The following is a 24,475-nucleotide window of genomic DNA, read 5'->3' as shown; positions in this document are numbered from 1 at the left end:
CCTGTGTAACGAGATGTTGCATCCCTGCCCCGGACGCTACAACATGCAACATCAACACAGCAATGAGCAGCACCGGTCGTGGCAAAATCCGTTAATGTTGACGCCGAAAGCCGCGGGACGCCACATTTGTGCTACAACTTGCAACATGGGCGATGACGACAGGCGGGTGGGCCCCGCGCGGCCCTTCTATGAACGCGTCAATCACGAGCGGATCAGGCGTGGCTGGACCCAGCTGAAGCTGGCGGAGCAGTCGGGTGTCGACCGGGCCACCATCCACCGGATGCGGTCGGCGAAGCCGCAGCCGGACACGGTGTTCGCGCTGGCGGAGACGCTCGGCATCGACCGGGACGAGGCGCTGCGGCTGGCCGGTCTGGTGCCGGGTGGCGCGGGCGGCGCGCTTCCCGCTCTCGCGGAGGACCCCGAGGTCGACGAGCTGCTGGCGAAGCTCCCGGCGCGGCGGCGGGCGATCCTGGAGCGGTTCAGGGATTCGGAGCGGGAGCGCGTCCGGCGGCTGCGGGAGCAGGCTGAGGCCGAGGCGGCCGAAGCCGGCAGGCGCTTCAAGGAACTCGTCCGCATTGAAATAGAAGAATCGGAATAGCCAGAGAAGCGGAATTCGCCATATTATGCGGTAATCGACTGGCCACTCTAAGTAATCACGGCACCACGCCGAGTTCTTTTACTCGGCGCGATCTTCGCCACGATGCATTTCGATGATTATTTAGGCGATGCTACGAGTAGCGGAAACCCTTCCGCACCGCACAAAGGGGGGCCCTATGCGTCACATCCTCCCCATCGCCGCAGCAATCCTGTGGCTCGCCAACCTCGTCTACGTGGCGGCGATCACCTGGATGCCTCTGGCGTGGCACGAGAGCAACCGCCTCGAACCGGTCCAGCTGCTCACCGTGGGGGCCGCCGTCGCGGTCACCATCGCCTGGCAGCTCCACCGGCAGGGGATCGAATATCGGATCGGATACCGGCACGGCCGCGCCGACCGCTGAACGTACGGGGCGGCACGTCCGGCGAACGCGACGGCCGCCTCTGGCCGGACTCCGAGGAGTCGGCCAGGGCGGCCGTGGACGCGGTCCCGCACCTGCTAGACGTCGTAGTACATCTCGAACTCGTGCGGGTGCGGACGCAGCCGGATCGGGTCGACCTCGTTCTCCCGCTTGTAGGAGACCCACGTCTCGATCAGGTCAGGCGTGAAGACGCCGCCCTCGAGCAGGTAGTCGTGGTCGGCCTCCAGCGCGCTGAGCACCTCGGGCAGCGAGCCGGGCACCTGCGGGATGTTGCGGGCCTCCTCCGGCGGCAGCTCGTAGAGGTCCTTGTCGACCGGCTCCGGCGGCTCGATCTTGTTGCGGATGCCGTCGAGGCCCGCCATCAGCATGGCCGAGAACGCGAAGTACGGGTTGCACGACGGGTCAGGCACCCGGAACTCGATGCGCTTGGCCTTCGGGTTGGAGCCCGTGATCGGGATGCGGACGCAGGCCGAGCGGTTGCGCTGGGAGTAGACCAGGTTGACCGGGGCCTCGTAGCCGGGCACCAGACGGTGGTAGGAGTTGACCGTCGGGTTGGTGAAGGCCAGCAGCGACGGGGCGTGCCTGAGCAGGCCGCCGATGTAGTAGCGGGCCGTGTCGGACAGGCCCGCGTAGCCGACCTCGTCGTAGAAGAGCGGCGAGCCGTCCTTCCATAGCGACTGGTGGCAGTGCATGCCCGAGCCGTTGTCACCGAAGATGGGCTTGGGCATGAACGTGACCGTGTGGCCGTACTCGAGGGCCGTGCTCTTGATCACGTACTTGTAGAGCATCAGGTTGTCGGCGGTCTTGAGCAGCGTGCCGAACTTGAAGTCGATCTCCGCCTGGCCCGCCGTGCCGACCTCGTGGTGCTGCATCTCGACGTCGATGCCGCACTCGATGAGGTTGCGCACCATCTCGGAGCGCAGGTCGGTGAAGTGGTCCATCGGCGGCACCGGGAAGTAGCCGCCCTTGTAGCGCGGCTTGTAGCCGAGGTTGCCGCCCTCGGTCGACTTGCCGGTGTTCCAGGCGCCCTCGATGGAGTCGATGTAGTAGTAGCCGGCGTTCTGCTTCGTCTCGAAGCGCACGTCGTCGAAGATGTAGAACTCGGCCTCGGGGCCGAAGTAGACCGTGTCGGCGATGCCCGTGCCCTTGAGGTATTCCTCTGCCTTGCGTGCCACGTTGCGCGGGTCGCGGCTGTAGGCCTCGCCGGTCAGCGGGTCGTGCACGAAGAAGTTGATGTTGAGCGTCTTGTGCTGGCGGAACGGGTCCACGACCGCGCTGGACGGGTCGGGCAGCAGAAGCATGTCGGACTCGTGGATCGCCTGAAAGCCTCGGATCGACGAGCCGTCGAACATGAGTCCGTCGGTGAAGACGCTCGCGCTGAAGTTTTCTACCGGGAAGGTGAAGTGGTGCGTCGTCCCCGGCAGGTCGGTGAACCTGACATCGACGAATTGCACCCCTTCGTCACTGATGAACTTCAGGACGTCGTCGGCGGAGTTGAACACTCTCGAACCTCCCTGGGGACTGGCCATCATGCCGACGCTAGGACGTGGCCGTTTCCGTATGGTGTCTCGTTTGTTTCACACATGTTACGCAGGTCAGGTGGGTTGCGCCGCGGTGCACCCAGTGCCTTCGTCCTCTTCCTGCTCGTACGGATCCTTCGGCAATCCGGTGGGCGTGACCTTTCCGGAAGGCGAGTCCTCATAAACGGGATGCACGAATGCGTCGTGCGTGTCGCAGCTGGACGGGGTGGTGCTCGGGCCCCATCCCGTCGGCCAGACGACCAGGTCCCCGGACTCGCGGTAGAGCAGCACATCGCCGATGGAATGGGCGACGAGCCTGATGGTGGTCTCGGGTCGGCCCGGACGTTGCAGGGCGTAAACGACCAGATGGTTCAGCTTCACCTTGACGCCGTGCCTGTCGTCCTCCTTGAAGGTGGACAGCGTCGCCCGTCCGTGCACCTTGACCACATCGGTGGACAGGGCCGTGCCCCGCGCGAAGCGCATGACGTATCCCAGAGCGCCCTCGTCGTTGTGCTGGATGTTGTCGAGAAAGTCCGCGCGCAGCTCGGCGGGCAGGAGCTCGGCGAAGGCCGACGGCTTGCCGCCCATGAGCGTCTTCTTGTCCAGGAAGGCCGCCGCCAGCAGTTCGCGCGTCCGCTTCAGCCCCTTGGTCACGTCCTTCTTCGACAGCCCGCCCAGCGCCTTGGCCTCCGGCATCACGAACCCGGCGACCCCGTCGGCGTACTGCTCGGCGGGGGACCCGGCGAACGGGCTCGGCGGCTCCTCGCCACCGCCGTCCGCCTGCTCCTCGTCGGAGTCCTCGTCCGAATCCTCAGCCGAGTCCTCAGCCGGGCCTTCGGCCGGACCCACCGTGAGCCTGAGCGACGGCGCCGCGACCGCCGGGTCCTCGGGCACCGCACCCGAGGGGGTGAGCAGGTCGGGGCGGAAGGTCACGACCACGCCCGCGGCCGCGATCAGCCCCGTGATCACGGCCATCGCGATCCAGGCCCGCCCGACCCGCCGCCGCGGGGCCGTCCCGCTCTCGTACGGGCCCGATAAGCGCGAGCGTCTCTGTAACCGATCTGTACGCCGCTGCTCTTTCGCGCCTTTGACGGCCGCGGCCCGCATCCTGCGCTGTTGCTCCTCGTCGATCTGCGCGACCAGCTCGTTGAAGCGCGCATCAAGGTCATCCCCGTGTGGCATGGCGTACATGATGGCCGGTTTGCGACGCGGTTGGGTCACGACGCGGACCGGCACTCCAGGCGGATACCGTTGAGGACATGAGCAGCAAGGGGCCTCGGTGGACGCAGACCTGGCTGGGCGGGATCAGGTCCGCCGGCATCGATCTCGGCTACCCGGGTGAGCGCCTGGGCCTGCCCGAGGAGGGCAGCGGGTCGATCGCCGGCTGGGGCCGCAGGATCGCCGCGCTGGTCATCGACTGGATGATCTGCACGTGGGCCGTCGTGCAGCTGCTGCTCAGGATGAACCCCGCCGAGCAGCCGTGGGCGCCCGCGGTCGTCTTCGCCGTGCAGTACCTGATCCTGGTCGGGTTCATGGGGCAGACCTTCGGGCACCGGCTGGCCGGCATCAGGGTGGCCGCGATGGACGGCGGGAACCCCCGCTGGCTGCCCGTGCTGGTGCGCACCCTGCTGCTGTGCCTGGCCGTGCCCGCCCTCATCTGGGACCGCGACCACCGCGGGGTGCACGACCGCGTGTCCAACACGATGGTCGTCCGGATGTAGCTCTTCATCGAGAAAAAACCATACCGGGTTTAAAAGTGAACCCGGTATGGTTTATGCTGTCCGTATGGGGCTCAGGGAGCGGAAGAAGGAGCAGACGCGGCGGCGGATCGCCGAGGTGGCGCTGCGCCTGTTCGACGAGCGCGGCTACGACGCGGTGACCGTCAACGAGATCGCCGAGGCGGCCGGGGTCGCCAAGGTGACGCTGTTCAACTACTTCCCGACCAAGGACTGCCTCGTCACCGAGGGGATCAAGGACGACCTGGCCGCGATCGTGGCCGGGCGCCCCGAGGGGGTCACGCCCCTCGGCGCGCTGCGCGAGCACTACCGGGCGCTGGCCGCCCAGGGCGCGGGCGAGATGGACGTGGAGTCGCTGCTGACCAGGGTCCGCGTGATCTCCTCGAGCCAGGCCCTGATGGGCGCGCTGCACGGGGTGCGCATGGGTGAGCGCTATGAGCTGGCCGAAGCACTCAAGGAGGCCCACCGCGGCGACGACCTGACCGCCCAGCTCATGGCCGCGCAGATCACCGCCGCCGTCACCACCGTCCAGGAGGCGTTCTTCCAGCGCATCGCCGCGGGAGTGCCGCTGGAGGAGGCGGGCGGGCGCCTGGCGGGCGACGTGGAGGTGGCCTTCGACCTCCTGGAGCACGGGCTCACAACAAAAGGGGATAAGTCATGAAAAAGGGGATCAACTATGACGTTGGGTTCCTGCCGGGCCACGACCTGAGCCGCACGTCGTTCCACATCGAGGACGTCCGCCGCGACATGCGCGCGATCGCGGAGGACCTGCACTGCGCGTCGGTGCGCATCTCCGGCCGCGACCCCGAGCGCGTCGAGGCGGCGGCCAGGGAGGCCGCGGCGGCCGGGCTGGAGATCTGGTTCACCCCGTTCCCCGTGGACCTCACGCAGGACGAGATGCTCGAGGTCTTCGCCGACGCGGCCGGCCGCGCCGAGGGGCTGCGCCGCGACGGCGCCGACATCGTGCTGGTCACCGGCTGTGAGATCACCGCCTTCGGCAAGGGCTTCATCGAGGGCGACGGCTACCGCGACCGGCTCGGCGCCATGATGAGCGGCGACATCGAGTGGTGGACGTCCCTGATGCAGGTCATGCCGCGCTTCAACGGTTACCTGGCGAAGGTGGCCGAGGCCGTGCGGCCGCTGTTCGGCGGCAGGCTGAGCTACGCCTCGGGGCCGTGGGAGCCGGTCGACTGGGCCCCGTTCGACGTGGCGGGCGTGGACGCCTACCGCGCCTCCTACAACGCCCACGACTTCGTGGACGAGCTGCGCGCCCAGTTCAAGCACGGCAAGCCGGTCGCGGTGACCGAGTTCGGCACGTGCGCCTACCGCGGCGCGGGGGAGCGCGGCGGCTCGGCGTGGGTGGTGCCCGACGGCGCCGTGCCCGACGAGGGCGAGCAGGTGCGCTATTTCACCGAGCTGATGGACGTCTTCGAGCAGGAGGGCGTGGACACCGCGCTCTGGTTCACGTTCGCGGCCTACAACCGCGTCGGCGAGGCCGACCTCGGCTCGTACGGCGTGGTGAGGATGCTCGACGAGCGGCGCTGGGAGCCCAAGGAGGTCTTCCACGCCATGGCCGCTAGGTATTCGCGCAGCTGAAGATCGCTGTGCCGGGCAGGTGGCGGCCGCGCAGCGGGCTCCAGCCGCCCCACACCCGCTCGTGCCCCTCGGGCCACTCGGGCTCCAGCAGCCCGGCGACGGTCAGGCCGGAGGCGACCAGCAGGCTCACCCAGTCGCCCAGGGTGCGGTGGTGCTCGACGTACGTGACCGTGCCGCTCTCGTCCTGTTCCTCATAGGGGGAGCGGTCGAAGTAGGACCGGTCGGACGTCAGCCCGCGCGGCCCCGGGTCGTCGGGGAAAGCCCAGCGGATCGGATGGCTCACCGAGAACACGAACCGGCCGCCCGGCCTGAGCACCCTGCGCACCTCGCGGAAGACCGCGAGCGGGTCGGCCACGAACGGCAGCGCGCCGAACGCCGAGCAGGCCAGGTCGAAGGCGTCGTCGGCGAACGGCAGCGACTCGGCGTCGGCCTGCACCACGGGCACGCGCAGCCCGGTGTCGAGGTCGATGCGCTGGGCGTGGCGCAGCTGCCGGTGCGAGATGTCGAACGCGGCCACCCGCGCCCCCTGCGTCACCAGCCACCGCGCGCACTGCGCCGCCCCGCAGCCGATCTCCAGCACACGCCGGCCGCGCACCTCGCCGAGGAGGTGCGCGTCGGCCTCGTCCACGCCCTCGGGGCACCAGACGAAGCCGGTGTCACGCAGGAACTCGCCGTGCTCGACCTGGTAGTCGTCGGCGTTGCCGTCCCACCACCAGCGGTTGGCCCGCGACGAACCCGACAGCACTAGCGCATCTTGGGGCCGCGCGGCATGCGGGCGCCCCTGGGCATCGGACCCTTGGGCATCGGCATGTTCTTCGGCAGCGAGCGCAGGCGGTCCTTCACCTCGTTGACCGCGGGCTTCTTCAGGTTGCGCGGCAGCTTCATGATGTGGCGCTGCAGCTTGCCGAGCGGCACCTGCCCCTCGCCGTCACCGCACTGCACGTCGTAGATCTCGATGCCCAGCACCACTCGGGCGACCCGCTTCTTCTCGGCCGCCAGCATCTTCGCCACCCGGTTGCCGGGCCCCTCCGACACCAGCACGACGCCGGGGAAGCCGACCACGAGGTGGATGAGGTCCTGGTCGCGGTTGACCGCGATGGCCGGGGTGACCTGCCAGTTGCCGCGCATGCCCTGCAGCACCGCCGCCGCGGCGCCGGTCTGGCCGTGCAGGATCGAGTATTGCGCCTTCTGGGCGAGTTGCCCGAACACCACCAGACCGACCGTGAGCGCGGCCAGCACGCCGATGAACACCGAATACCACAGGTAGTCCGTGACCAGGCCGATCACGACGACCACCGCCAGCGTGCCCACCGCCGAGAGGAAGACTATGGGCATCCCCTTGGGGTTGGCCTGCTTGATGATCTGCGCGATCATGCGGAGCTGCTTGATGCGCCCCGGCTTCTCTGGTTCCTCGGACTTTGCCATGCTCTGAAGGATACAAACCAACTGGTGCAGTACGGAAAACGCGACCCGGCCATTTCTCGCGCGGCTTACACCTTCACGGTAGCCGACAGCCGCAGATCGCCCACGCTGGGGCCCGCCTCGACCGCGTACTCGCCCTCGACCGTCCGCCAGCCGCCGTCCCAGACCTGGAAGGCCCGCTCCGGCAGGAAGATCGTGGTGAGCACGGTCTCCCCGGGCGCGGCCTCGACCACGTCGAAGCCGGCCAACGCTCCGGCGACGTACACCTGCACGACCTCGCGGCCAGGGCGGTCGCCGGTGTTGGTGACGGCGACCGTGACGGTCGTCCCCTCGGCCGCGATCGAGTCGTACGACCAGGTCGTGTAGCCCAGGCCGTGCCCGAACCAGAACGCGGGCGCGCGCCCCGACCGCTCCCACGCCCGGTACCCGATCGAGACGCCCTCCTCGTACGCCAGCACGCCGTCCACCGGCGTCACGTCCACCACGGGAGCGTCCTCCAGCCGCTTCGGCCAGGTCGTGGGCAGCCGCCCGCCCGGCTCGGCGTCCCCGAACAGCACGTCCGCCAGCGCCGCCCCCGCCTCCTGCCCGGGGAACCAGGTGAGCAGCACGGCCGCCACCTCCCCCGTCCACGGCATCTCGACCGGCGAGCCGGCGTTGACGACCACGACGGTGCGCGGGTTGGCGGCGGCGACGGCGCGGATCAGCTCGTCCTGCCGTCCGGGCAGCCTGAGGTCCGTACGGTCGAAGCCCTCGCTCTCCACCTCCGGCGTGGTCGCGGCCACGACCACCGCCACGTCGCACTCGGCCGCCACCCGCGCGGCCTCGGCCAGCAGCTCCTCCTCGCCGGGGCTCGGATTCGCGTGGCCGACCGTGAACGACACGAACGCCATCCCGCCGAACGCCCCCGCCGGGTGCGTCACGACCACCTCGTACGGCTCCCCGGCGGTCATGGCCACGCCCACCCGCCGCTCCGGCGGCGACAGGAACGCCGCGGCCGGGTCGTCGCCGTCCGCCTCGAGGAGCTCGTCGAGGACGGTCTCGCCGTTCACGGCGACGGTGAAGGCCCCCACCCCGGCGACGGAGAGCTGGTGCCCGCCCGAGACGTCCGGCGTGTACGTGGTGCGCAGCCGGACCGCCGTCAGCCGGTCGCCGTCCACGTCGGGCGGCAGCTGGCCGATCCACCGGGCCTCGGCCGCGGCCAGCGGCTGCTCGGACAGCGCCGCGCCCTCCGCGTCCAGGAAGGTGGCCGTGGCCGGGCCGGGGATCGGGGACAGGCGGATCCGGGGGTCGGTGCCGAGCGCGTACCGGACCTCGGCCCGCTCCCCGAGTCCCTGCAGCGGCGAGACGATCCTGTCGGGGAAGACCTGCGCGCTGCCGCCGCCCATGACGCGGGCTTCCGCGGCCGCCGCCCCGATCACGGCGACGGTCCTGACCTGCCGGAACGGCAGGATGCCGTCGTTGGTCAGCAGGGTGAAGCCGCGCGTGGCCACCTCGCGGGCCAGCGCCACCCCGTCGACGCGCTCCCTGGCGGGAGGCGGCGCGGAGTGCGGTCCGGCGCCGCGCAGGGCGCCGACGCGCCGGGCCAGGCGCAGGATGCGGCGCACGCGGTCGTCCACGACCGACTCCGGCACGCGCCCCTCCCGCACGGCCGCCTCCAGCTTCTCGCCCCAGGGCCCGGACGGGCCGGGCATCGCCACGTCGGTGCCTCCCATGGCGGCGGCCTCGGTCGTGCGCAGCGCCGTCCAGTCCGACACCACGAACCCGTCGAACTCCCACTCGCCCTTCAGCACCCCGTTCACCAGCTCGGAGTGCTCGGTCATGGTGGTGCCGTTCACCGAGTTGTAGGCCGTCATGAGGCCCCACGCCCCGGCCCGCACCACCCGCTCGAACGGCCGCAGGTACGCCTCCCGCAGGGCCTTCTCGCCCACCTGGACGTCCGCGGTGAAGCGTTCGGTCTCGAAGTCGTTGGCCACGAAGTGCTTGGGCGTGGTGGCGACGCCGCCCTCCTGGACGCCCTCGACGTAGGCCGCGCCGATCTCTCCCGTCAGGTACGGATCCTCGGAGAAGCACTCGAAATGGCGGCCTCCGAGCGGCGAGCGGTGCAGGTTGATCGTGGGGGCGAGGAGCACGTGCACGCCCTTGCGCCTGGCCTCCTGCGCCAGCAGCGCGCCTGCCCGCCGCACCAGGTCCACGTCCCACGTGGCGGCCAGCGCGGTCGGGCTGGGCAGCGCGATCGAGGGGTCGGCCGAGCTCCACTGCTCCCCGCGTACGCCGATCGGGCCGTCACTCATGACGAGCCGGTCGAGGCCGATCTCGGGCAGGGGAGGGAGCGACCACATGTCGGCCCCGGTGAGCAGGCGGATCTTGGTGCTGAGGTCGAGCCGGGCGATGAGTTCGTCGAAGTCCACCACCACAGTCTTCACCAGGTCACCGAACGTCCGGAAGACGGATCCGAACCCCGTTCAGCCCTTCAGCCCGGTGTGCGCCAGCCCCTCGATGAACTGCCGCTGTGCCAGCACGAACACCACCAGGACCGGCAGCGCCGTCATCGTCGCGGCGGCCAGCTGCACGTTCCACATGGGCCCGCCGTAGTTGTCCACGAACTGGGTCAGCGCCTGGGGCAGCGTGAACATGTCGGGCGACGACAGGTACACGATCGGCTCCAGGTAGAGGTTCCAGGAGTGCAGGAAGGTGAAGATGGCCACCGCACCCAGCGCGGGTCTGGCCAGCGGCAGCGCCACCCGGTAGAAGGAGCCGAAGCGGCCCAGCCCGTCCACCCTGGCGGCCTCCTCGAGCTCGTCCGGCAGGGTGAGGAAGAACTGCCGCATGATGAACGTGGCCAGCACGCCGGGCGCGCCGAGAATCGGCACCACGATCAGCGGCCAGTGCGTGTTGTTCAGCCCCAGCGAGTTGAACAGCTGGAACAGCGGCACGATCGTCACCTCGCTCGGGATCAGCAGCCCGACCAGCACGACCACGAACAGCACGTTCTGCCCGCGGAAGCGGATGCGGGCGAAGGCGTACCCGGCCATCGAGGCCACCGCCATCGTGCCCACCGTCACCAGCAGCGCGATGTAGAGGCTGTTGAGGTACTGCCGCCCGAACGGCTGCACCTCGAAGACCTGGCGGTAGCCGGACAGGTCCCAGGAATCGGGCAGCAGCGAGAAGGCGAAGATCTCGTTGATCGGCTTCATGGACGAGGTGATCATCCACCAGGTCGGGAAGACGAACGGCACGCACAGGACGCACAGCACGCCGTACAGGACGATCTTACGCCTCATGGAAGACCCACCTCCTGCGCATCCGCCACTGCAGCAGGGTCAGCGCGCCGACGATGGCGAACAGCAGGACCGACAGGGTCGCGCCGTAGCCGAAGCGGTGGAATTGGAAGGCCTGCTGGTAGAGGTAGTAGACGAGCACGGTGGTCGAGGTGCCGGGGCCGCCCTGCGTGAGCACCGCGATCTGGGCGAAGACCTGCAGGGAGCCGACCACGGTGATGATCGAGGTGAGCAGGACCGTCGGGCTGATCAGCGGCATCGTGATCCGCAGGAACCTGCGCCACGCGCCCGCGCCGTCCAGCTCGGCGGCCTCGTAGAGCTGCTTGGGCACGCCCTGCAGCGCCGCCAGGAACAGCACCATGTTGAGCCCGACGTTCTTGAGCACCTGGACGACGATCACCGACAGCATGGCGGTGCCCTCGCCGCGCAGCCAGTTCGGCCCGTCGAGGCCGGCGGCGCCGAGCACGCTGTTGACACCGCCGGACGGCTGCAGCAGGAACTGCCAGACGATCGTCCACGCCACCAGCGACACCAGCACCGGGGAGAAGAACAGCGTGCGGAAGAGCGCCGTCCCGCGCAGCCGCTGGTTGAGCAGGACCGCGAGCAGGAGGGCGAGTGCGAGGTTGAGCGTCACCAGGCCCACGGAGAACACTCCGGTGGCGGTCAGCGCCTCGCGCAGCCGCACGTCGGCGGCGAGCCTGGCGTAGTTGCCGAGGCCGGCGAACTCGAAGCTGCCGGCCAGCACGTTCCACTCGTTGAGGCTGTACCAGCCGACCATGGCCAGGGGCAGCAGCACGAACAGCGCGCTGCCGACCAGCTGGGGTGCGATGAACAGGTATCCGACGAGGTGGTCGCGGCGGCGGACGTTCCAGAAGGGGATGGTGGAGGCGGGCCGCGCGAGCCGGGCGGCGAGTGTCATGTCACGCGCCCAACATCGGCTGGATCTTCGCGCACACGTCGTCCAGCACCGCCTTGACGTCGGCGTCCGGCCGCCAGAGCGGGTCGAGCGCGGCCCGTACGGTCTGCGACAGCTCCTCCTGGCCCTTGTGCACAGGCTTGACGGTGCCCTTGTTGATGCCGTCGATCACCACGCTCTGCAGCTGCTCGGGCTTGAGCAGCGGGTTGCTCTTGGCCAGGGTCTCGGCGTTGAGCTGGGAGGAGCGGGCGGGCGGGAAGAACTGGGCGAGCTTGGCGGAGTTGGCCGCGTTGGTGAAGTAGGCCAGGAACTCGGTGGCCAGCTCGGCGTTGGGCGACTTCTTCAGCACGCCGACGCCGGCCTGGCCGATCACCGCGTACTCGCCCTTGGGGCCGGCCGGCAGCGGCAGCAGCTCCCAGCCGAACTTCGCGTCCTTGAGCAGGCCCGCGCGGGAGACCTGGCTGATGGCCATGGCGGCGTCGCCGGCGAAGAAGTCGACGGTCGTGCCGGGGCCCGGCACGGCCTTGTCCACGAAGATCGACTTGTGGATGAACGTCATGGCCCCGACCATCTCCGGGCTGTTGAATCCGCAGGTCGCGCCGTCGTCGCTCCACGCCTTGGCGCCCCAGCCGCCCCAGATGCCGGCAAGCACGCCCCACTCCTTGTACTCGAAGTCGGGGATGGCCAGGCCCGCCTTGCCCTTCTTGGCCACGGCGGCCGCGGCGGCCATGGCCTCATCCCAGGTCCAGCCCTTCCCGGGCGGCTTCTGGCCGGCCTGCTTGAGCAGGTCGGTGTTGACGAAGACGCCCAGGGGCGAGGTGGAGAACGGGTAGGCGTACAGCTCGCCGTCCTTCTCCCAGAGCCTGGTGGCCGACGGGATCAGCTCCCCGCGGTTCTCCAGCTTGCCTCCCACCGGGGCCAGCGCGCCGGAGCCGACGAAGTCGGGCGCCGAGCGCTCCAGGATCCAGGCCAGGTCAGGGGCGTTGCCGCCGGCGATCTGCGTGGTGAGCGTCGTGGTGTAGGTGTCGACGGGCAGCGACTCGAACTTCACCTTCGCCTTGGTGAAGCCCGCCGCGATGTCGTTGAGCAGCTTCAGGTGGGCCTCGCTGGCGGTCCACACCGTCATGCGGAGCGTGACGGGACCGGCCTGCGTGGTCGCCTCGCCACCGCCGCCGCAGGCCGTGACCGCCACGGTGAGGGCGAGCGCGGCGGATGGGAGCTTCGCGATTGGTCTCATGGAAGGGGCTCCTTGGTTCAGTAGCCGGCCACGTCGGGCCAGTGCAGCTCGACGCCCTCGCGGGCGAGCCGCCGCTGGAAACCGGCCAGCAACGTCTCGCTCTCCCGCACGGCGTGCGGCGTGGTGGCGTGGTCGAGGCAGTACGCGGCGAGCGCGCCCGCGGCTTCTCCGGCGTTCCACTCGACCGGATGCAGCCGGTAGGCGCCGTTGGTGATGTGGGTGGTCCCGATGTTCTTCGAGGCGGGCAGCAGGTTGGTCATGCGCTGCGGGATGAGCGCGCCGAGCGGGATCTCGAACGGCGAGCAGCCCACGTCGATGTAGTTGTCGCCACCCGTCGAGGGATGCAGGTCGATGCGGTACATGCCGACGCCCACCGAGTCGGCGTAGCCGACCGCGCCCTTGTCGCCGCGCACCGCCAGCGACAGGTCCTGCTCCACCACCGTGTAGAGCGCGCGGATGCGCCGCGACTCGCGGATGTAGGGCGCCTGCGCCAGCCCGTCGGCGCCGCCGGTGACGTCGCCGCGCAGCCGGAGCCCGGGATAGCCGGTGCCGCCGTCGTGGCGGGGGGCCTCGGTCTGCAGCCAGTACAGCGCCGACCTGGACAGCTCGCGTGCCGCCGCGAGATGGGCGGCGGCGTCGGGCACGTCGATGACCGGACCTACGAGGTAGTCGATCAACGGCCAGTTGACCAGCGTGATGTCGCTTGCGTACGCGCCGGGCTCGAAGGTGCGCCGGGCGGCGATCCTGCGGAACGTCCACAGGTTGCCGTCGCCGGGGTTGACCCGCTGGTCGGCCTCCACGAGCAGCGGGTCGTCGTCGGGATTGGGGGTGAAGGAACGCTCCACGATCTCCAGCGTGCGTGGACTGGGGCAGCGCCACGACAGCAGCCGGTCGCCCCAGAACGGCGGCTGGTAGGCCCGCCAGAAGTCGTAGCTCGCGGGCCTGTCGATGGTGTGGTCGCCGTCGACGTGGTCGATCGCGAAGCACACCGACACGGCCTGCATGTTGAGCGGCTGGGCCGTCATGGGGGCGCTGGGCTCGCCGGTCTCCTCCTGCGACTCGAAGCCGGTCACGTACTCGGTGCCGGTCAGGGGGAGCAGCTCGCCGGTCTCGGTGGCGTCCAGCACGTACGGGGCCGCCGCCCAGACCTCGCCGCCGCCGTCGCGGTGCGCCAGCCTGACCGCGGTGACCCGGTCGCCGTCCACCTCGGCCGCCACCGGCCTGTACGGCTTCAGCAGGCGTAACCGGCCCGAGCCGAGATACGGCGCGAGCATCGCGTCGATGACCGCCACCGCCACCCTGGGCTCGTGGCACAGGCGGCTCACGTGACCGCCGCCGGGGTTGAGCTCGCGCCTGGCCCTGGCGGCCGAGGTCAGCGGGTAGTGGTCGCGGTAGTACCGGCGGATGCCGTCGCGCAGCGCGCGGTAGCTCGCGGTGACCCCGAAGCGCTCCACCCAGGAGTGCTCGTCCGGCGGCACGGCCTGGCTCGTCAGCTGCCCGCCGAGCCAGTCGTACTCCTCGGACATGATCACCGTGCGGCCCGCGCGGAGCAGGGCCAGGGCCGCGGCGACGCCGCCCAGGCCGCCGCCGACCACGACGGCGTCCGCTGATATGTCAACCACTGATATGTCAACCACGCGGGTTGTCTACCTTCCTTGGTGTGGTGCCAGGGTGTCGCCCTCGATCAGCTCGCAGGACAGCAGCTCCTGCGGGCTCTCGCCGGTCTCCATGACGTGGGTCAGCACTTGTACGGCCCGGCGGCCCATCTCGCGCCGCGGGATGCGGAAGCCCGTGAAGTCGATATCCGTGTGGACCGGGCGGGTGGCCGCGCCCAGCGTGACGACCGACAGGTCGCCGGGCACGGACAGGCGCCGCTCCCTGGCCGCCTGCACGACGGCGACGCCGTCGGCCTCCTCCTCGAAGAACGCCACCGTCACACCCGCCTCCAGCAGCGCGTCCAGATCCGGCGCGGGCAGGTGCAGGGCCTCGTCGCCGGCCGCCTCGCGGAAGCCGCGCAGCCGGTCGGCGTACGACTCGGCCTGCTCGCCGAGCCCGACGTACGCCAGCCGCCGGTGCCCCAGCCCGATCGCCCGCTCCACCAGCGCCCGCACGGCAGGCGGGTAGTCGGCGCCCACGTACGGCACCGGGCCCCCGGCGTCGTCACGGCGGCCGACCGACACGAACGGGATGCGCTCGGCGATGAGCCGGGCCAGGTCGTCCCTGTCGATCCTGCGGCCGAGCAGCACGCAGCCGTCGGCCAGCCGGATCCGGTTGTCGGCCGTGTAGATCCTGCGCCGCATCCCCGCCGCCTTCGCGCTGGTGAACAGGAGCAGGTCGCAGCCGATCTCCTCGGCGTACTCCTCGATGCCGACCATGAACGGGTAGTAGAAGTCGGCGCTCGTGGCGGGGAAGACGGCTTCGTAGGTGAACACGCCCAGGATGCGGTTGCGCCCCTCGGCCAGCCGGCGGGCGGCCGGGTCGGCCACGTAGCCGGTCTCCCTGATCACGCGCAGGACACGCTCGCGGGTCTCGGGAGCGATGCGTACCTCGCCCTCGGAGCGGTTGTTGAGCACCAGGGACACCGTCGTCTGGCTGACTCCGGCCATGCGGGCGATGTCCTGCTGGGTGAGGCGTCTGGCCACGGGCTGTTACGTCCTATCGGGTGATAATGCGCATTAGTTGGGATTGTGGGAGCTCGCTGTGCGCCACGTCAAGTGGTGAGTTGTCGGAATTTTTCCTGTGATAATTCGTATTATCATCTTGACGCGGGTTTTGGCATGGGCCAGCGTGTGCGATCGACGCCGCCACGTACCGTAAGGAGCCCCCTGCCGTGGAGCACGCCCTCACCCGCCGGACCCTCTTGGCCGTCGCCGGCGCGGCCGCCCTCCTGCCCGCCGGGCCGGCGCGGGCCGCGGCCGGTCTCACGCCGCTCCCGCCCGGGGCGCCCGACCGGCGCCTGTTCTCCCCGCACGAGCAGCGCTTCGCCCCGTACCTGGTCACGCTCGCGCCGATGGTCGGCGACATGGACGACAGCGGCTTCTTCGCGGGCGGCTGGTGGCGCAGTCCGGCGGCGCCCTACAACGCCCGCGTGCAGGAGCACGTCCACACGCTGGCCTGGTTCCACACCAAGCGGCGCGCCTGGAACCCGTACCGCGGCGACCCGGCGCTGCTGGCCGCGCTCGACGCCGCGCTCGGCCACTACCTCGGGCTGCAGCACGAGGACGGGTCGTGGTCCGAGTACTCCGCCGACCAGCATTCGCTGGCCGCCACCGGGTTCGCGCTCGGCTACCTGAGCAAGACCCTGGCCCTGCTGCGCGAGTCGAACGCGCTGCCCGCGCGCAGGACCCAGCTCAGCGCCGCCCTCCACCGGGCCATGACCTGGTTCCTCGACCCCGGCAACGACGTCGTCTGGCAGGCGAAGCTGACCTGGGCCAACCAGGTCACCGCCGGGCTCGCCGGCTCCGCCCTCGCCCTGAACCTGGACCGCGACCCCACGCTCCGTCGCGGCCTCGCGGACGCGTTCGCACGCATCGCCGCCGTCGGGCAGAGCCCCGCCGGGTTCTTCTACGAGGAGAGCGGCATGGACATGAACTACAACTTCGAGGTCATGCTGCCCGAGCTGGCCGACGCGTGGCGGCAGTCAGGGGACCGCAACCTGGTCTCCATGGCGGCCGGGTACACCGGCTGGCTCGGCTACAACCTGCTGCGCGAGCCTGACGGCTCCGGCTGGCTCACCAACATCGCGCCGTCGTCGCGTACCAGCGCGCTCTTCTACGACGACACCCGGCCCGACCCGGAGCGCACCGCCCTCGGCAGCGTGTTCATTCCCCGGGTGCCGGCTCTGGGAGCGTTCATGTCGGCCCGTGAGGACCTCGCCGCCGCCCGCGCCGCCTGGGCCGCCGACACCTCCCCGGTGCCGGTGCTGGCCAAGCAGAACACCTCGCCCCGCATCCTGACGCACGCGCTCTACGCCGAGCGGTACGCCCACCGGCAGGCCAAGGAGCGGGCCCTGGCGGAGGTGCCGTACCTGGCCTCGGAGCGCTTCACCGAGCGGCGGGGCGACCTCGGGCAGGAGTTCCTGTTCCTGCGGCGGCCGGGCCTGTACCTGGGCGGCTACTTCGGCGCCCGGCGGGCGACCACACTGGCCAGGACCGGCCTGACGTTCCTCTGGCATCCCGTCGCGGGCACGGTCGTCCACTCGCTGAACAACAACAACTACGCCTGCTGGGCCACCGTCTTCCCGGGCCAGAAGCCGGACGCGAACGGGCCGCAGGCCGTCGAGTTCCTGGGCGGAGAGCCGTACGCCTTCCGCTTCGGCACGTCCTCCGTGGCCACCGACGTCACCGTGGCCGACGGGCTCGTCCGCCGCTCCGTACGCGCCGGCGCCGCCGCCACCGAGCAGATCCCGCTCGTCGTGCACCCCACGGACGAGGTCGTCTTCACCGACGGCACCGCGGCCCCCTACGGCGGCTCGGTCACCGCCACCGCCGACGGGATCGACCTGCGCAGGAACGGCGTTGTCATCGCGTTGCGCTGGGGCACGCCGCGGAAGGCCACGTTCGGGGTGACGTCGGTGTCGTACCTGCGGGACGGCAAGCGGCGCCTGCACGTGCTCCGCGTTCCCCACGACGGCGCCATCGACGTCACCATCACCCTGCCGACATGACTCAGGCGGTGTGACTCAGGCGGCGTGACTCAGGCGGCGTGAGTCAGGCGGCGACGAAGAACTCCAGGAGCTCGGGGACCAGCGCCTCGGGGGCCACGTTGTGGGCCTGGTCCTCCAGCACCCGTCGCACCGCGCCGGGCACTGCCCTGGTGACCGCCAGTCCCGCGTTGGACATCCAGCCGGGGCTGTCCTCGCCGTTGAGCACGAGCGTCGGCTGCGTGACGGCGGCCAGCCGTTCGGCGGGCAGCGCGTTGCCCGGCCCCAGGACGGCGGCCTCGTAGGCGAGGGTGTGAGCCAGCGCCTCGAGCCCCTGCCAGGACGGCTGCGCGCGCATCGCCGCCACCGCCTCCGGTGACGCCTCGGCCGCCTCCACCATGAACCGCTCCACCGCCTCCCCCCGCCTGCCCGCACTCACCAGGGCGTGGAGCCGCGCCGCGAAGTCGTCCGGCAGTGGGGGCGCGCTGTCGTCCACGTGGTACGGCGGCTCCCACAGGGCCAGCTTGGAGATCGCCGGGTTCCGTACCGAAGTCGTAGATCGCGAACTCGCCCCTGCTGAGCTGCGCGTACCGCCCGTCCTGCGCCACCCGCGGGCTGCCCGCCATGGCCAGCACCACGCGGTAGAGCTCCGGGCTGTCACGGTGGATCAGGCCCGGGGTCCGGTGGACGCTGTGCGGTGTGGACGTGCGCACCGTGCCGACGCCCACGGGGCCGAGCTGCCCGGCCTCGATCTCGCCCCGCAGCGGGGCGTCGGCGTCGATCCTGAGGTCGAGCGGGCCGAGCGTGTCGCAGACGATGGCCCGCCAGGCGTCGTGGCGCTGCTTGGCGGGCAGGTCACTCGTGCGGATCAGAACGGCCATCCCGTCGCTCCTCCGTCGGCTGCCCTGCCATGCTAACGATCCTCCGGCACGCGCGCCGCCCGTCGCCAGAGGCCCGGACACGCAGCAGCCCCGGGACCGCGCGGGTGGCGGGTCCCGGGGCCGGTGGGTGGCTCAGGCCGTCTGGCGGGCCTCGATGGCCTGCTTGTAGAGGCGGCCGGCCCGGTACGACGAGCGCACCAGCGGCCCGGAGAGCACCCCGGCGAACCCGATGGCCTCCGCCTCCGCCTGCAGCTCCACGAACTCCTCCGGCTTCACCCAGCGGTCCACCGGGTGGTGGCGGGGCGTGGGCCGCAGGTACTGCGTGATGGTCAGCAGGTCGGTGCCCGCGGCGTGCAGGTCGCGCATCGCCGAGACGACCTCCTCGCGCGTCTCGCCCATGCCCAGGATCAGGTTGGACTTGGTGACCAGCCCGGCCTCGCGGGCCATCGTGATCACGGCGAGCGACCGGTCGTACCGGAACGCGGGACGGATCCGCTTGAAGATCCGCGGCACCGTCTCGACGTTGTGGGCGAACACCTCGGGCCGGCTGGAGAAGACCTCCTCCAGCTGGTCGCGGTTGCCGTTGAAGTCGGGCACCAGCAGCTCGACGCCGCACCCGGGCAGCAGCCCGTGGATCTGGCGCGCCGTCTCGGCGTAGAGCCAGGCGCCGCCGTCGGGCAGGTCGTCGCGGGCCACGCCGGTCACGGTCGCGTACTTCAGGCCCATCTGCTGGACGGACTCGGCCACCCGGCGCGGCTCGTCGCGGTCGTACTCCTTGGGCTTGCCCGTGTCGATCTGGCAGAAGTCGCAGCGACGGGTGCACTGGTCGCCGCCGATGAGGAAGGTCGCCTCGCGGTCTTCCCAGCACTCGTAGATATTGGGACAGCCCGCCTCTTCACAGACCGTGTGCAGGCCCTCCCGGCGCACGAGCGATTTCAGCTCGGTGTATTCGGGGCCCGTCCTCAGCTTGGTCTTGATCCACGGGGGCTTGCGCTCGATAGGGGTTTCGGCGTTACGCACCTCCAGGCGGAGGAGCTTTCGGCCTTCAGGAGCAACGGTCACCCACTCAGCTTACGTCTCCCCGGAAACCGGCCTGGTCGTGGGTCAGGAGATGAGGCCGAATCCGCGGATGGCGCGCGTGTAGTGGCCGAGCAGTTCCTCGTCGACACGTTCGGAGTCGTGCGTGCCGAGCAGCTCGGAGCGCGGGGGAGAGGTGAGCACCCCGTCGTCGGTGAGTCGGGACCGGGACAGCGCGCCCTGCCTGATCGCCGCCGCGCTCTCGCCGCGCAGCGCCGCGGCCTGCATCGGCGCCAGGTAGCCGCCGCCGGTCAGCTCGTCCAGCTCGGCGAGCTCCCGCTCGGACGCCGCCCGCCGGGCCAGCGCCTGCCGCCGGGCCAGGGTACGGGCCTCGCCGGCGCGGGCCAGCCGGGTCAGCGCGTACCGCACCAGCAGCACGGGGCCGCCGAGCACCCGCCCGAGCAGCCGGCCGAGGGCCCCCATCGCCTCGTACGTGGTGCCCGGATGGTCCACCGCGCCCAGCGAGGAGGCGGAGATCTGGGTCTGCGCGTCCTGCCTGACCTGCAGGGGCTCGGCCCCCACCAGGGCGTCCCGCCAGGCCTCCAGCGTGGCCAGGGCTCCGTCTACGATCAGCTCGTCGCCGGTCGGGACCCGCGCGTACGCCGTGGCCAGCAGGGCCACCCGCTGCCTGGGCGGCAGCGCCAGCCAGAGTGGCAGCCCGATCGTCAGGACCGGGGTGCGCAGCGGGCCCACGCGCTCGTAGCGGGTCTCGGCCTCCAGGTCCCGGACCGCGACCTTCGCCGGCCGCCGCACGCCGACCCGGTCGGCCACGCGCTCCGCGACGCCGTACAGCTCCGGCGCCGACGAGCGGTCGAGCACCTCGGCATCGGCGGGCAGGCCGCCCAGGCGCGGCCGCAGCGCCCACGCGATGGCCAGGCTGGTGCCGCCGAGCAGCCACGCGATCAGTTCAGCCACGTGGGCCAGGATGATCCACGCGCCGAGCGCGACGAATCCGAGCGTCAGCAGGTGCACCACAAGGGCGAGTAAGACGGCGAGGAGGCGCTTCACACAGCCGATCGTAGGCCGTCGATCACCGGCGGAGAAGGTCCTCCTCGTGGAGTTCGTACGACTCCATGCCAAGTGCCTCCGCCAGTCGCTTCTCCGCGATCGGCATGACCTCCTCGACCACGATGCGGCGGCCCGTCTCCGCCGACAGCGAGGAGACGCCGACGTCGGGGATGCCGCACGGCGTGATGCGGCTGAACCAGCGGGGGTCGTTGGCGCAGTTGAGCGAGAAGCCGTGCATGGTGACGCCGCGCGCGACCCGCAGGCCGACCGCGCCGAGCTGGCGGTCGGGCAGGCCCAGGCTGGCGTCGCCGATCGCCCAGACGCCGCCGCGCCCCTTCACGCGTCTCGCCGTGACGCCGAAGTCGGCGCAGATCTGGATCATGGCCTCTTCGAGGCGGCAGGCGTACGTGACCACGTCGGTGACGGCGACGATCGGGTACGCCACGAGCTGCCCGGGACCGTGCCAGGTGAGGCGGCCGCCCCGGTCGACGTCGACGACCGGCGTGCCGTCGGCCGGACGCTCGTGCGGGGCGGTGCGCTTGCCCGCGGTGTAGACGGGGGCGTGCTCGAGGATCAGCACGGTGTCGGTCAGCTCTCCGGCGACCCGCTTGCCGTGCACCCAGCGCTGCAACGACCAGGCCTGCTCGTAGGGGACGTCGACGCCGAGGCGGACGATGGCGAGTGCGTGGGGATCGTCCCCGTGGATGGGGCGCATGAGCCTATTGTGCCGTTCCCTCACCCGCGAAGGGTAATCAGGGGGTCAAGAGTCGCGGCTCGATCCTGAACTCCTTGACGCCGCCCGCCCCGTCGCTCTCGATCCGGTACGCGTAGCCGCCCGGCTCGACGGTCACCGCCTGGATGAACTCCGTGCCCACGTAGTGGAGTCCCACGCCCTCGTCGGCGGCGTACCCGCTGGGCAGCTCGCCGCTCGCCACCGAGTCCTGGAGCAGCCGGCGGCGCTGCGGGTCGGAGTCGTAGTGGACGCCGCACGAGTAGGGCAGGAAGCCGAGGCCCTCGGCCCACACGCGCAGGTCGGGACCGAAGGAGTCGGTGTTGCCGCCCACGTGCCAGCAGAGCGCGCCCGCGCTCTGCCCGGACAGCACCACCCCGGACCGCCACGCCTCCTCGAACGCCTCGTCGTAGCCGTGCAGCCGCCACAACGCCATGAGGTTGGCCACACTGCCACCGCTCACGTAGATCATGTCCTGCTCGAGGATCCAGGCCCGCGGATCTTCGACGTTGGGCATGGGGAACACCGTCAGGTGGCTCAGCTCGACGTCCCACCCCGCGAAGGCGCCGTACATCTTGAGCAGCCACTCGTCGGAGTCACCGACCGCGGTGGCGACCAGCCCGAGCTTCGGGCGGTCCTGCCCCGTGAGGTCGAGGCCGTAGCGCAGCAGCGGGCCGGCCTCGATGAAGCTGTAGCGCCTGCTCTGGCGGAAGGATCCGCCCCCGATGGCGAGGATGTGTGACTGTCCTGACCGGCTCATGTCAAGATTCTCCCACCTGTTGAAGGACGCACGGTTCCCTAGAGTACGGCGCTCAGCGCCTCGTCGAGGCGGGTATGGGCGAACCTGTAGCCGCTGTCGAGCAGCTTCTTCGGCAGGACGCGGTGACCGGGCAGCAGCGCCTCCCGCGCGAACTCGCCGAGCCCCGCCGACAGCGCGAAGGCCGGGACCGGGATCGGCATCGTGCCCTTGCGCAGGGCTTTTCCGAGCGTTCGGGTGAATTCGGCGTTGGTCACGGGCGACGGGGACGTGAAATTGACCGGCCCGGTAATGTCACGATTTTTCAGCACATGCACCGCCGCCCCCACCCAGTCCCGCACGGTGATCCACGACCAGTACTGCTTCCCCGACCCGAGCGGCGCCCCCAGCCCGACCCTGAAGATCGGCAGCACCTGCTGGAGCATCCCGCCCTCCCGGCCCAGCGCCAGCCCGGACCGCATCTGCACCGTCCTGACCCCGGCCTCACCCGCCCGCCGGGCCTCGCTCTCCCACTGCTCGCACAGGTCCGACAGGAAGCCGGTGCCCTTGCCCTGGCTCTCGTCGACCACCCGGTCACCGGTGTCGCCGTAGAAGTCGACCCCTGAGGCGGACAGGAGCACCTCCGGCCTGTCCGAGAGCCCGGCGATCGCGTCGACGAGGAGCCCGGTGCTCTGGATCCGGCTGTCGAAGAGCTCCCGCTTGTACGCCTCGCTCCACCGCCTGCCGCCGATCGACGCCCCGGCCAGGTGCACCACGGCCTCCGCCCCTTCGAGCGCGGCCCGGTCGATCTCCTGCCGGCCCGGCTGCCAGAACGCCTCGTCGGCCGCGCGCGGCTCGCGGCGTACCAGCCTGACGACCTCTTGCCCCTCGTCCCGCAACGCCCGCACCAGCGCCGACCCGAGCAACCCGGACGCGCCGGTCACGATGATCGCCATAACTCCACAGTACGCCCGCCCCGGCCCGTCCCCCGGACACGCCCGCCGGTGTCGCGCATCACGACCACCGCTCCAAGGCCCGCCCGTCGGTGTCGCGCACACGGTCAGGGCACCAGCACGGGCGCGTGTCGCGGGGCCCCGCCTCAGCGTCCCAGAGCAGCGACACGACGTCCTTGGAAAACCACGGAAAGCCACGACCACCCAGAAAAGCGAAAGGCCGGGCGGCCCCCCGAGGGGGCCGCCCGGCCGGGCGAGCCGTGCGGCTACGCGAGGCCGAGCTGGGCCTCGAAGCGCCCCTCCTCCAGACGGCGCTTGACCGTCGTCAGGAAGCGGGCCGCGTCCGCGCCGTCCACCAGCCGGTGGTCGTACGTCAGCGCCAGGTACACCATCGATCGCACCGCGATGACCTCGCCCTCAGGCGTGTCGATCACCACGGGCCGCTTCACGACGGCGCCGGTCCCCAGCATGCCGACCTGCGGCTGGTTGAGGATCGGGGTGTCGAACAGGGCGCCACGGCTGCCCGTGTTGGTCAGCGTGAACGTGCCGCCCGTGATCTCGTCCGGCGTCACCTTGTTGGCGCGGGTGCGCTCCGCAAGGTCGGCCGTCTTGCGCGCCAGCCCAGCGAGGTTGAGGTCGCCGGCGTTCTTGATGACCGCCGCGATCAGGCCGCGCTCGGTGTCGACCGCGATGCCCAGGTGCTCGACGTCGAAGTACGTGACCTCCATGGTCTCGTTGTTGATCGTCGCGTTGAGCTTCGGGTGCTGCTTGAGCGCCTCGATGGCGGCCAGCTCGAAGAACGGCATGAACGACAGCTTGACGCCCTCGCGGCGCAGGAAGTCGGCCTTGGCCTGGTCGCGCAGCCGCGCGATCTTGGTGACGTCGACCTCGACCACCGTGGTGAGCTGGGCCGCCGTCTGCAGCGACTCGACCAGCCGCTTGGACATCGTCTGCCGCAGCCGCGTCATCTTCTCCGTGCGGCCACGCAGCGTCGTGTCGACCTCCACGGGCTCGGGCCCAGCGGCGACCGGAGCCTGCGCGGCCGGAGCGGCGGCGGGAGCGGCCTGCGGGGCGGCGGCGGGAGCCGCGGCCGGAGCAGGCGCGGCCTGGGCCGCGGCGGCCTTGTCGCGCTGCGCCTTGGCGGCCTCCAGCACGTCCTGCTTGCGGATGCGGCCGCCGACGCCGGTGCCGGTGATCGAGTCGAGGTCGACACCGTGCTCGTTGGCCAGCTTGCGCACCAGCGGCGTCACGTACGGGCTCTCACCCGACGGCAGCGGCGAGGGCTCCGCGGGAGCGGCCTGCGGGGCGGGCGCGGCAGCCTGCGCGGGAGCGGGAGCGGGCGCAGGAGCCGGAGCCGGAGCCGGCGCGGGGGCCGGAGCGGGCTGCGGGATCGAGGAGACCGGGGGAGCCGGCGCGGGCTCCGGCTCCGGCTCGGGCTGCGGAGCCGGCGCGGGGGCCGCCTCCGGGGCCGGGGCGGCGCCGGCCTCGGCGTTCTCGTCGATGACGGCGAGCTCGGCCCCGACCTCCACCGTCTCGTCCTCGGCCACGACGATCTTGGTGAGGACACCCGCGGACGGAGACGGGATCTCGGTGTCGACCTTGTCGGTCGAGACTTCGAGGAGCGGCTCGTCGGCTTCGACGCGCTCGCCCTCCTTCTTCAGCCAACGGGTTACGGTGCCCTCGGTCACGCTCTCGCCGAGCTGGGGCATCTGTACGGAGACCGGCAT

General features: G+C 70.9%; 23 protein-coding genes and 1 pseudogene. 6 read left to right on the top strand and 18 right to left on the bottom strand.

Annotated features, from left to right (window positions below; all coding sequences use genetic code 11):
- The first annotated feature begins 145 nt into the window (after positions 1-145).
- Positions 146-598 (top strand): helix-turn-helix domain-containing protein, encoded by a 453-nt coding sequence (locus ABD830_RS06320; protein ID WP_344985438.1) that lies wholly within the window; start codon positions 146-148, stop codon positions 596-598.
- 175 nt (positions 599-773) lie between these two features.
- Complete coding sequence (locus ABD830_RS06315; RefSeq protein WP_344985437.1) at positions 774-998, top strand: hypothetical protein; 225 nt, start codon at positions 774-776, stop codon at positions 996-998.
- 95 nt (positions 999-1,093) lie between these two features.
- Here ABD830_RS06315 and glnA read toward each other — a convergent pair whose 3' ends face one another.
- Positions 1,094-2,518 (bottom strand): type I glutamate--ammonia ligase, encoded by a 1,425-nt coding sequence (gene glnA / locus ABD830_RS06310; protein WP_344985436.1) that lies wholly within the window; start codon positions 2,516-2,518, stop codon positions 1,094-1,096.
- 93 nt (positions 2,519-2,611) lie between these two features.
- The gene (locus ABD830_RS06305; RefSeq protein ID WP_344985435.1) at positions 2,612-3,718 is read right to left on the bottom strand and encodes a hypothetical protein; all 1,107 of its coding nucleotides are present in this window, start codon (positions 3,716-3,718) and stop codon (positions 2,612-2,614) included.
- A 77-nt stretch (positions 3,719-3,795) separates the two neighbouring features.
- On the opposite strand from ABD830_RS06305, the gene ABD830_RS06300 reads away from it, so the two are divergent.
- The 3 genes from ABD830_RS06300 (at position 3,796) to ABD830_RS06290 (ending at position 5,868) form a co-directional block, all read left to right on the top strand.
- Entirely contained in the window at positions 3,796-4,257 is a 462-nt protein-coding gene (locus ABD830_RS06300) for an RDD family protein (protein ID WP_344985434.1), read from the top strand.
- A gap of 64 nt (positions 4,258-4,321) precedes the next feature.
- Positions 4,322-4,933 carry a TetR/AcrR family transcriptional regulator gene (locus tag ABD830_RS06295; RefSeq protein ID WP_344985433.1) on the top strand — a complete coding sequence of 204 codons (612 nt, stop codon included), beginning with the start codon at positions 4,322-4,324 and terminating at the stop codon, positions 4,931-4,933.
- On the top strand, positions 4,930-5,868 hold the full coding sequence (locus ABD830_RS06290) for a glycoside hydrolase family 113 protein (protein WP_344985432.1): 939 nt from the start codon (positions 4,930-4,932) through the stop codon (positions 5,866-5,868). The genes ABD830_RS06295 and ABD830_RS06290 overlap by 4 nt, the downstream gene beginning before the upstream one ends.
- On the opposite strand, the gene ABD830_RS06285 is transcribed toward ABD830_RS06290, so the two are convergent.
- The 8 genes from ABD830_RS06285 to ABD830_RS06250 form a co-directional block, all read right to left on the bottom strand.
- Positions 5,849-6,613, bottom strand: a complete 765-nt coding sequence (locus ABD830_RS06285; RefSeq protein ID WP_344985431.1) for a class I SAM-dependent methyltransferase — start codon at positions 6,611-6,613, stop codon at positions 5,849-5,851. The genes ABD830_RS06290 and ABD830_RS06285 overlap by 20 nt on opposite strands.
- Positions 6,613-7,293: a DUF4191 domain-containing protein gene (locus ABD830_RS06280; protein ID WP_344985430.1), complete on the bottom strand. Its 681-nt coding sequence runs from the start codon at positions 7,291-7,293 to the stop codon at positions 6,613-6,615. Before ABD830_RS06280 ends, ABD830_RS06285 begins: the two co-directional genes overlap by 1 nt.
- Positions 7,294-7,358: 65 nt before the next feature.
- Positions 7,359-9,713: a glycoside hydrolase family 3 protein gene (locus tag ABD830_RS06275; RefSeq protein ID WP_344985429.1), complete on the bottom strand. Its 2,355-nt coding sequence runs from the start codon at positions 9,711-9,713 to the stop codon at positions 7,359-7,361.
- Between the two features lie 39 nt (positions 9,714-9,752).
- A complete protein-coding gene (locus ABD830_RS06270; RefSeq protein WP_344985428.1) occupies positions 9,753-10,571 on the bottom strand; it encodes a carbohydrate ABC transporter permease in 819 nt (272 codons plus the stop codon).
- Complete coding sequence (locus ABD830_RS06265; RefSeq protein ID WP_344985427.1) at positions 10,561-11,487, bottom strand: carbohydrate ABC transporter permease; 927 nt, start codon at positions 11,485-11,487, stop codon at positions 10,561-10,563. The genes ABD830_RS06270 and ABD830_RS06265 overlap by 11 nt, the downstream gene beginning before the upstream one ends.
- Position 11,488: 1 nt before the next feature.
- Positions 11,489-12,721 carry an ABC transporter substrate-binding protein gene (locus ABD830_RS06260; protein WP_344985426.1) on the bottom strand — a complete coding sequence of 411 codons (1,233 nt, stop codon included), beginning with the start codon at positions 12,719-12,721 and terminating at the stop codon, positions 11,489-11,491.
- Between the two features lie 17 nt (positions 12,722-12,738).
- Complete coding sequence (locus tag ABD830_RS06255) at positions 12,739-14,343, bottom strand: FAD-dependent oxidoreductase (RefSeq protein WP_344985424.1); 1,605 nt, start codon at positions 14,341-14,343, stop codon at positions 12,739-12,741.
- Positions 14,344-14,367: 24 nt separating this feature from the next.
- On the bottom strand, positions 14,368-15,363 hold the full coding sequence (locus ABD830_RS06250) for a LacI family DNA-binding transcriptional regulator (protein WP_344985423.1): 996 nt from the start codon (positions 15,361-15,363) through the stop codon (positions 14,368-14,370).
- A 188-nt stretch (positions 15,364-15,551) separates the two neighbouring features.
- On the opposite strand from ABD830_RS06250, the gene ABD830_RS06245 reads away from it, so the two are divergent.
- Positions 15,552-17,387, top strand: a complete 1,836-nt coding sequence (locus ABD830_RS06245; RefSeq protein WP_344985422.1) for a hypothetical protein — start codon at positions 15,552-15,554, stop codon at positions 17,385-17,387.
- A gap of 43 nt (positions 17,388-17,430) precedes the next feature.
- On the opposite strand, the gene ABD830_RS06240 is transcribed toward ABD830_RS06245, so the two are convergent.
- The 8 genes and pseudogenes from ABD830_RS06240 to sucB all read right to left on the bottom strand — a co-directional run bounded on the left by ABD830_RS06240 (position 17,431) and on the right by sucB (position 24,475).
- Complete coding sequence (locus ABD830_RS06240) at positions 17,431-17,859, bottom strand: alpha/beta fold hydrolase (protein WP_344985421.1); 429 nt, start codon at positions 17,857-17,859, stop codon at positions 17,431-17,433.
- 109 nt (positions 17,860-17,968) lie between these two features.
- Positions 17,969-18,244, bottom strand: a pseudogene (locus ABD830_RS54090) (AraC-like ligand-binding domain-containing protein); the annotation flags it as partial.
- Positions 18,245-18,376: 132 nt separating this feature from the next.
- A complete protein-coding gene (gene lipA, locus ABD830_RS06235; RefSeq protein WP_344985420.1) occupies positions 18,377-19,306 on the bottom strand; it encodes a lipoyl synthase in 930 nt (309 codons plus the stop codon).
- Positions 19,307-19,348: 42 nt separating this feature from the next.
- The gene (locus ABD830_RS06230; RefSeq protein ID WP_344985419.1) at positions 19,349-20,329 is read right to left on the bottom strand and encodes a M48 family metallopeptidase; all 981 of its coding nucleotides are present in this window, start codon (positions 20,327-20,329) and stop codon (positions 19,349-19,351) included.
- 22 nt (positions 20,330-20,351) lie between these two features.
- On the bottom strand, positions 20,352-21,044 hold the full coding sequence (lipB, locus tag ABD830_RS06225; RefSeq protein WP_344985418.1) for a lipoyl(octanoyl) transferase LipB: 693 nt from the start codon (positions 21,042-21,044) through the stop codon (positions 20,352-20,354).
- Between the two features lie 37 nt (positions 21,045-21,081).
- On the bottom strand, positions 21,082-21,819 hold the full coding sequence (locus tag ABD830_RS06220) for a Type 1 glutamine amidotransferase-like domain-containing protein (RefSeq protein ID WP_344985417.1): 738 nt from the start codon (positions 21,817-21,819) through the stop codon (positions 21,082-21,084).
- Between the two features lie 38 nt (positions 21,820-21,857).
- Positions 21,858-22,751, bottom strand: coding sequence for a TIGR01777 family oxidoreductase (locus ABD830_RS06215; RefSeq protein WP_344985415.1), 894 nt, complete (start codon positions 22,749-22,751; stop codon positions 21,858-21,860).
- Positions 22,752-23,014: 263 nt separating this feature from the next.
- A complete protein-coding gene (gene sucB / locus ABD830_RS06210) occupies positions 23,015-24,475 on the bottom strand; it encodes a 2-oxoglutarate dehydrogenase, E2 component, dihydrolipoamide succinyltransferase (RefSeq protein WP_344985414.1) in 1,461 nt (486 codons plus the stop codon).

Origin of the sequence: Nonomuraea helvata, from assembly GCF_039535785.1 — a bacterium.
GTDB lineage: Bacteria > Actinomycetota > Actinomycetes > Streptosporangiales > Streptosporangiaceae > Nonomuraea > Nonomuraea helvata.
Note: the sequence above shows the minus strand (reverse complement) of the source record. Positions and strands in the feature narration are given on the sequence as shown.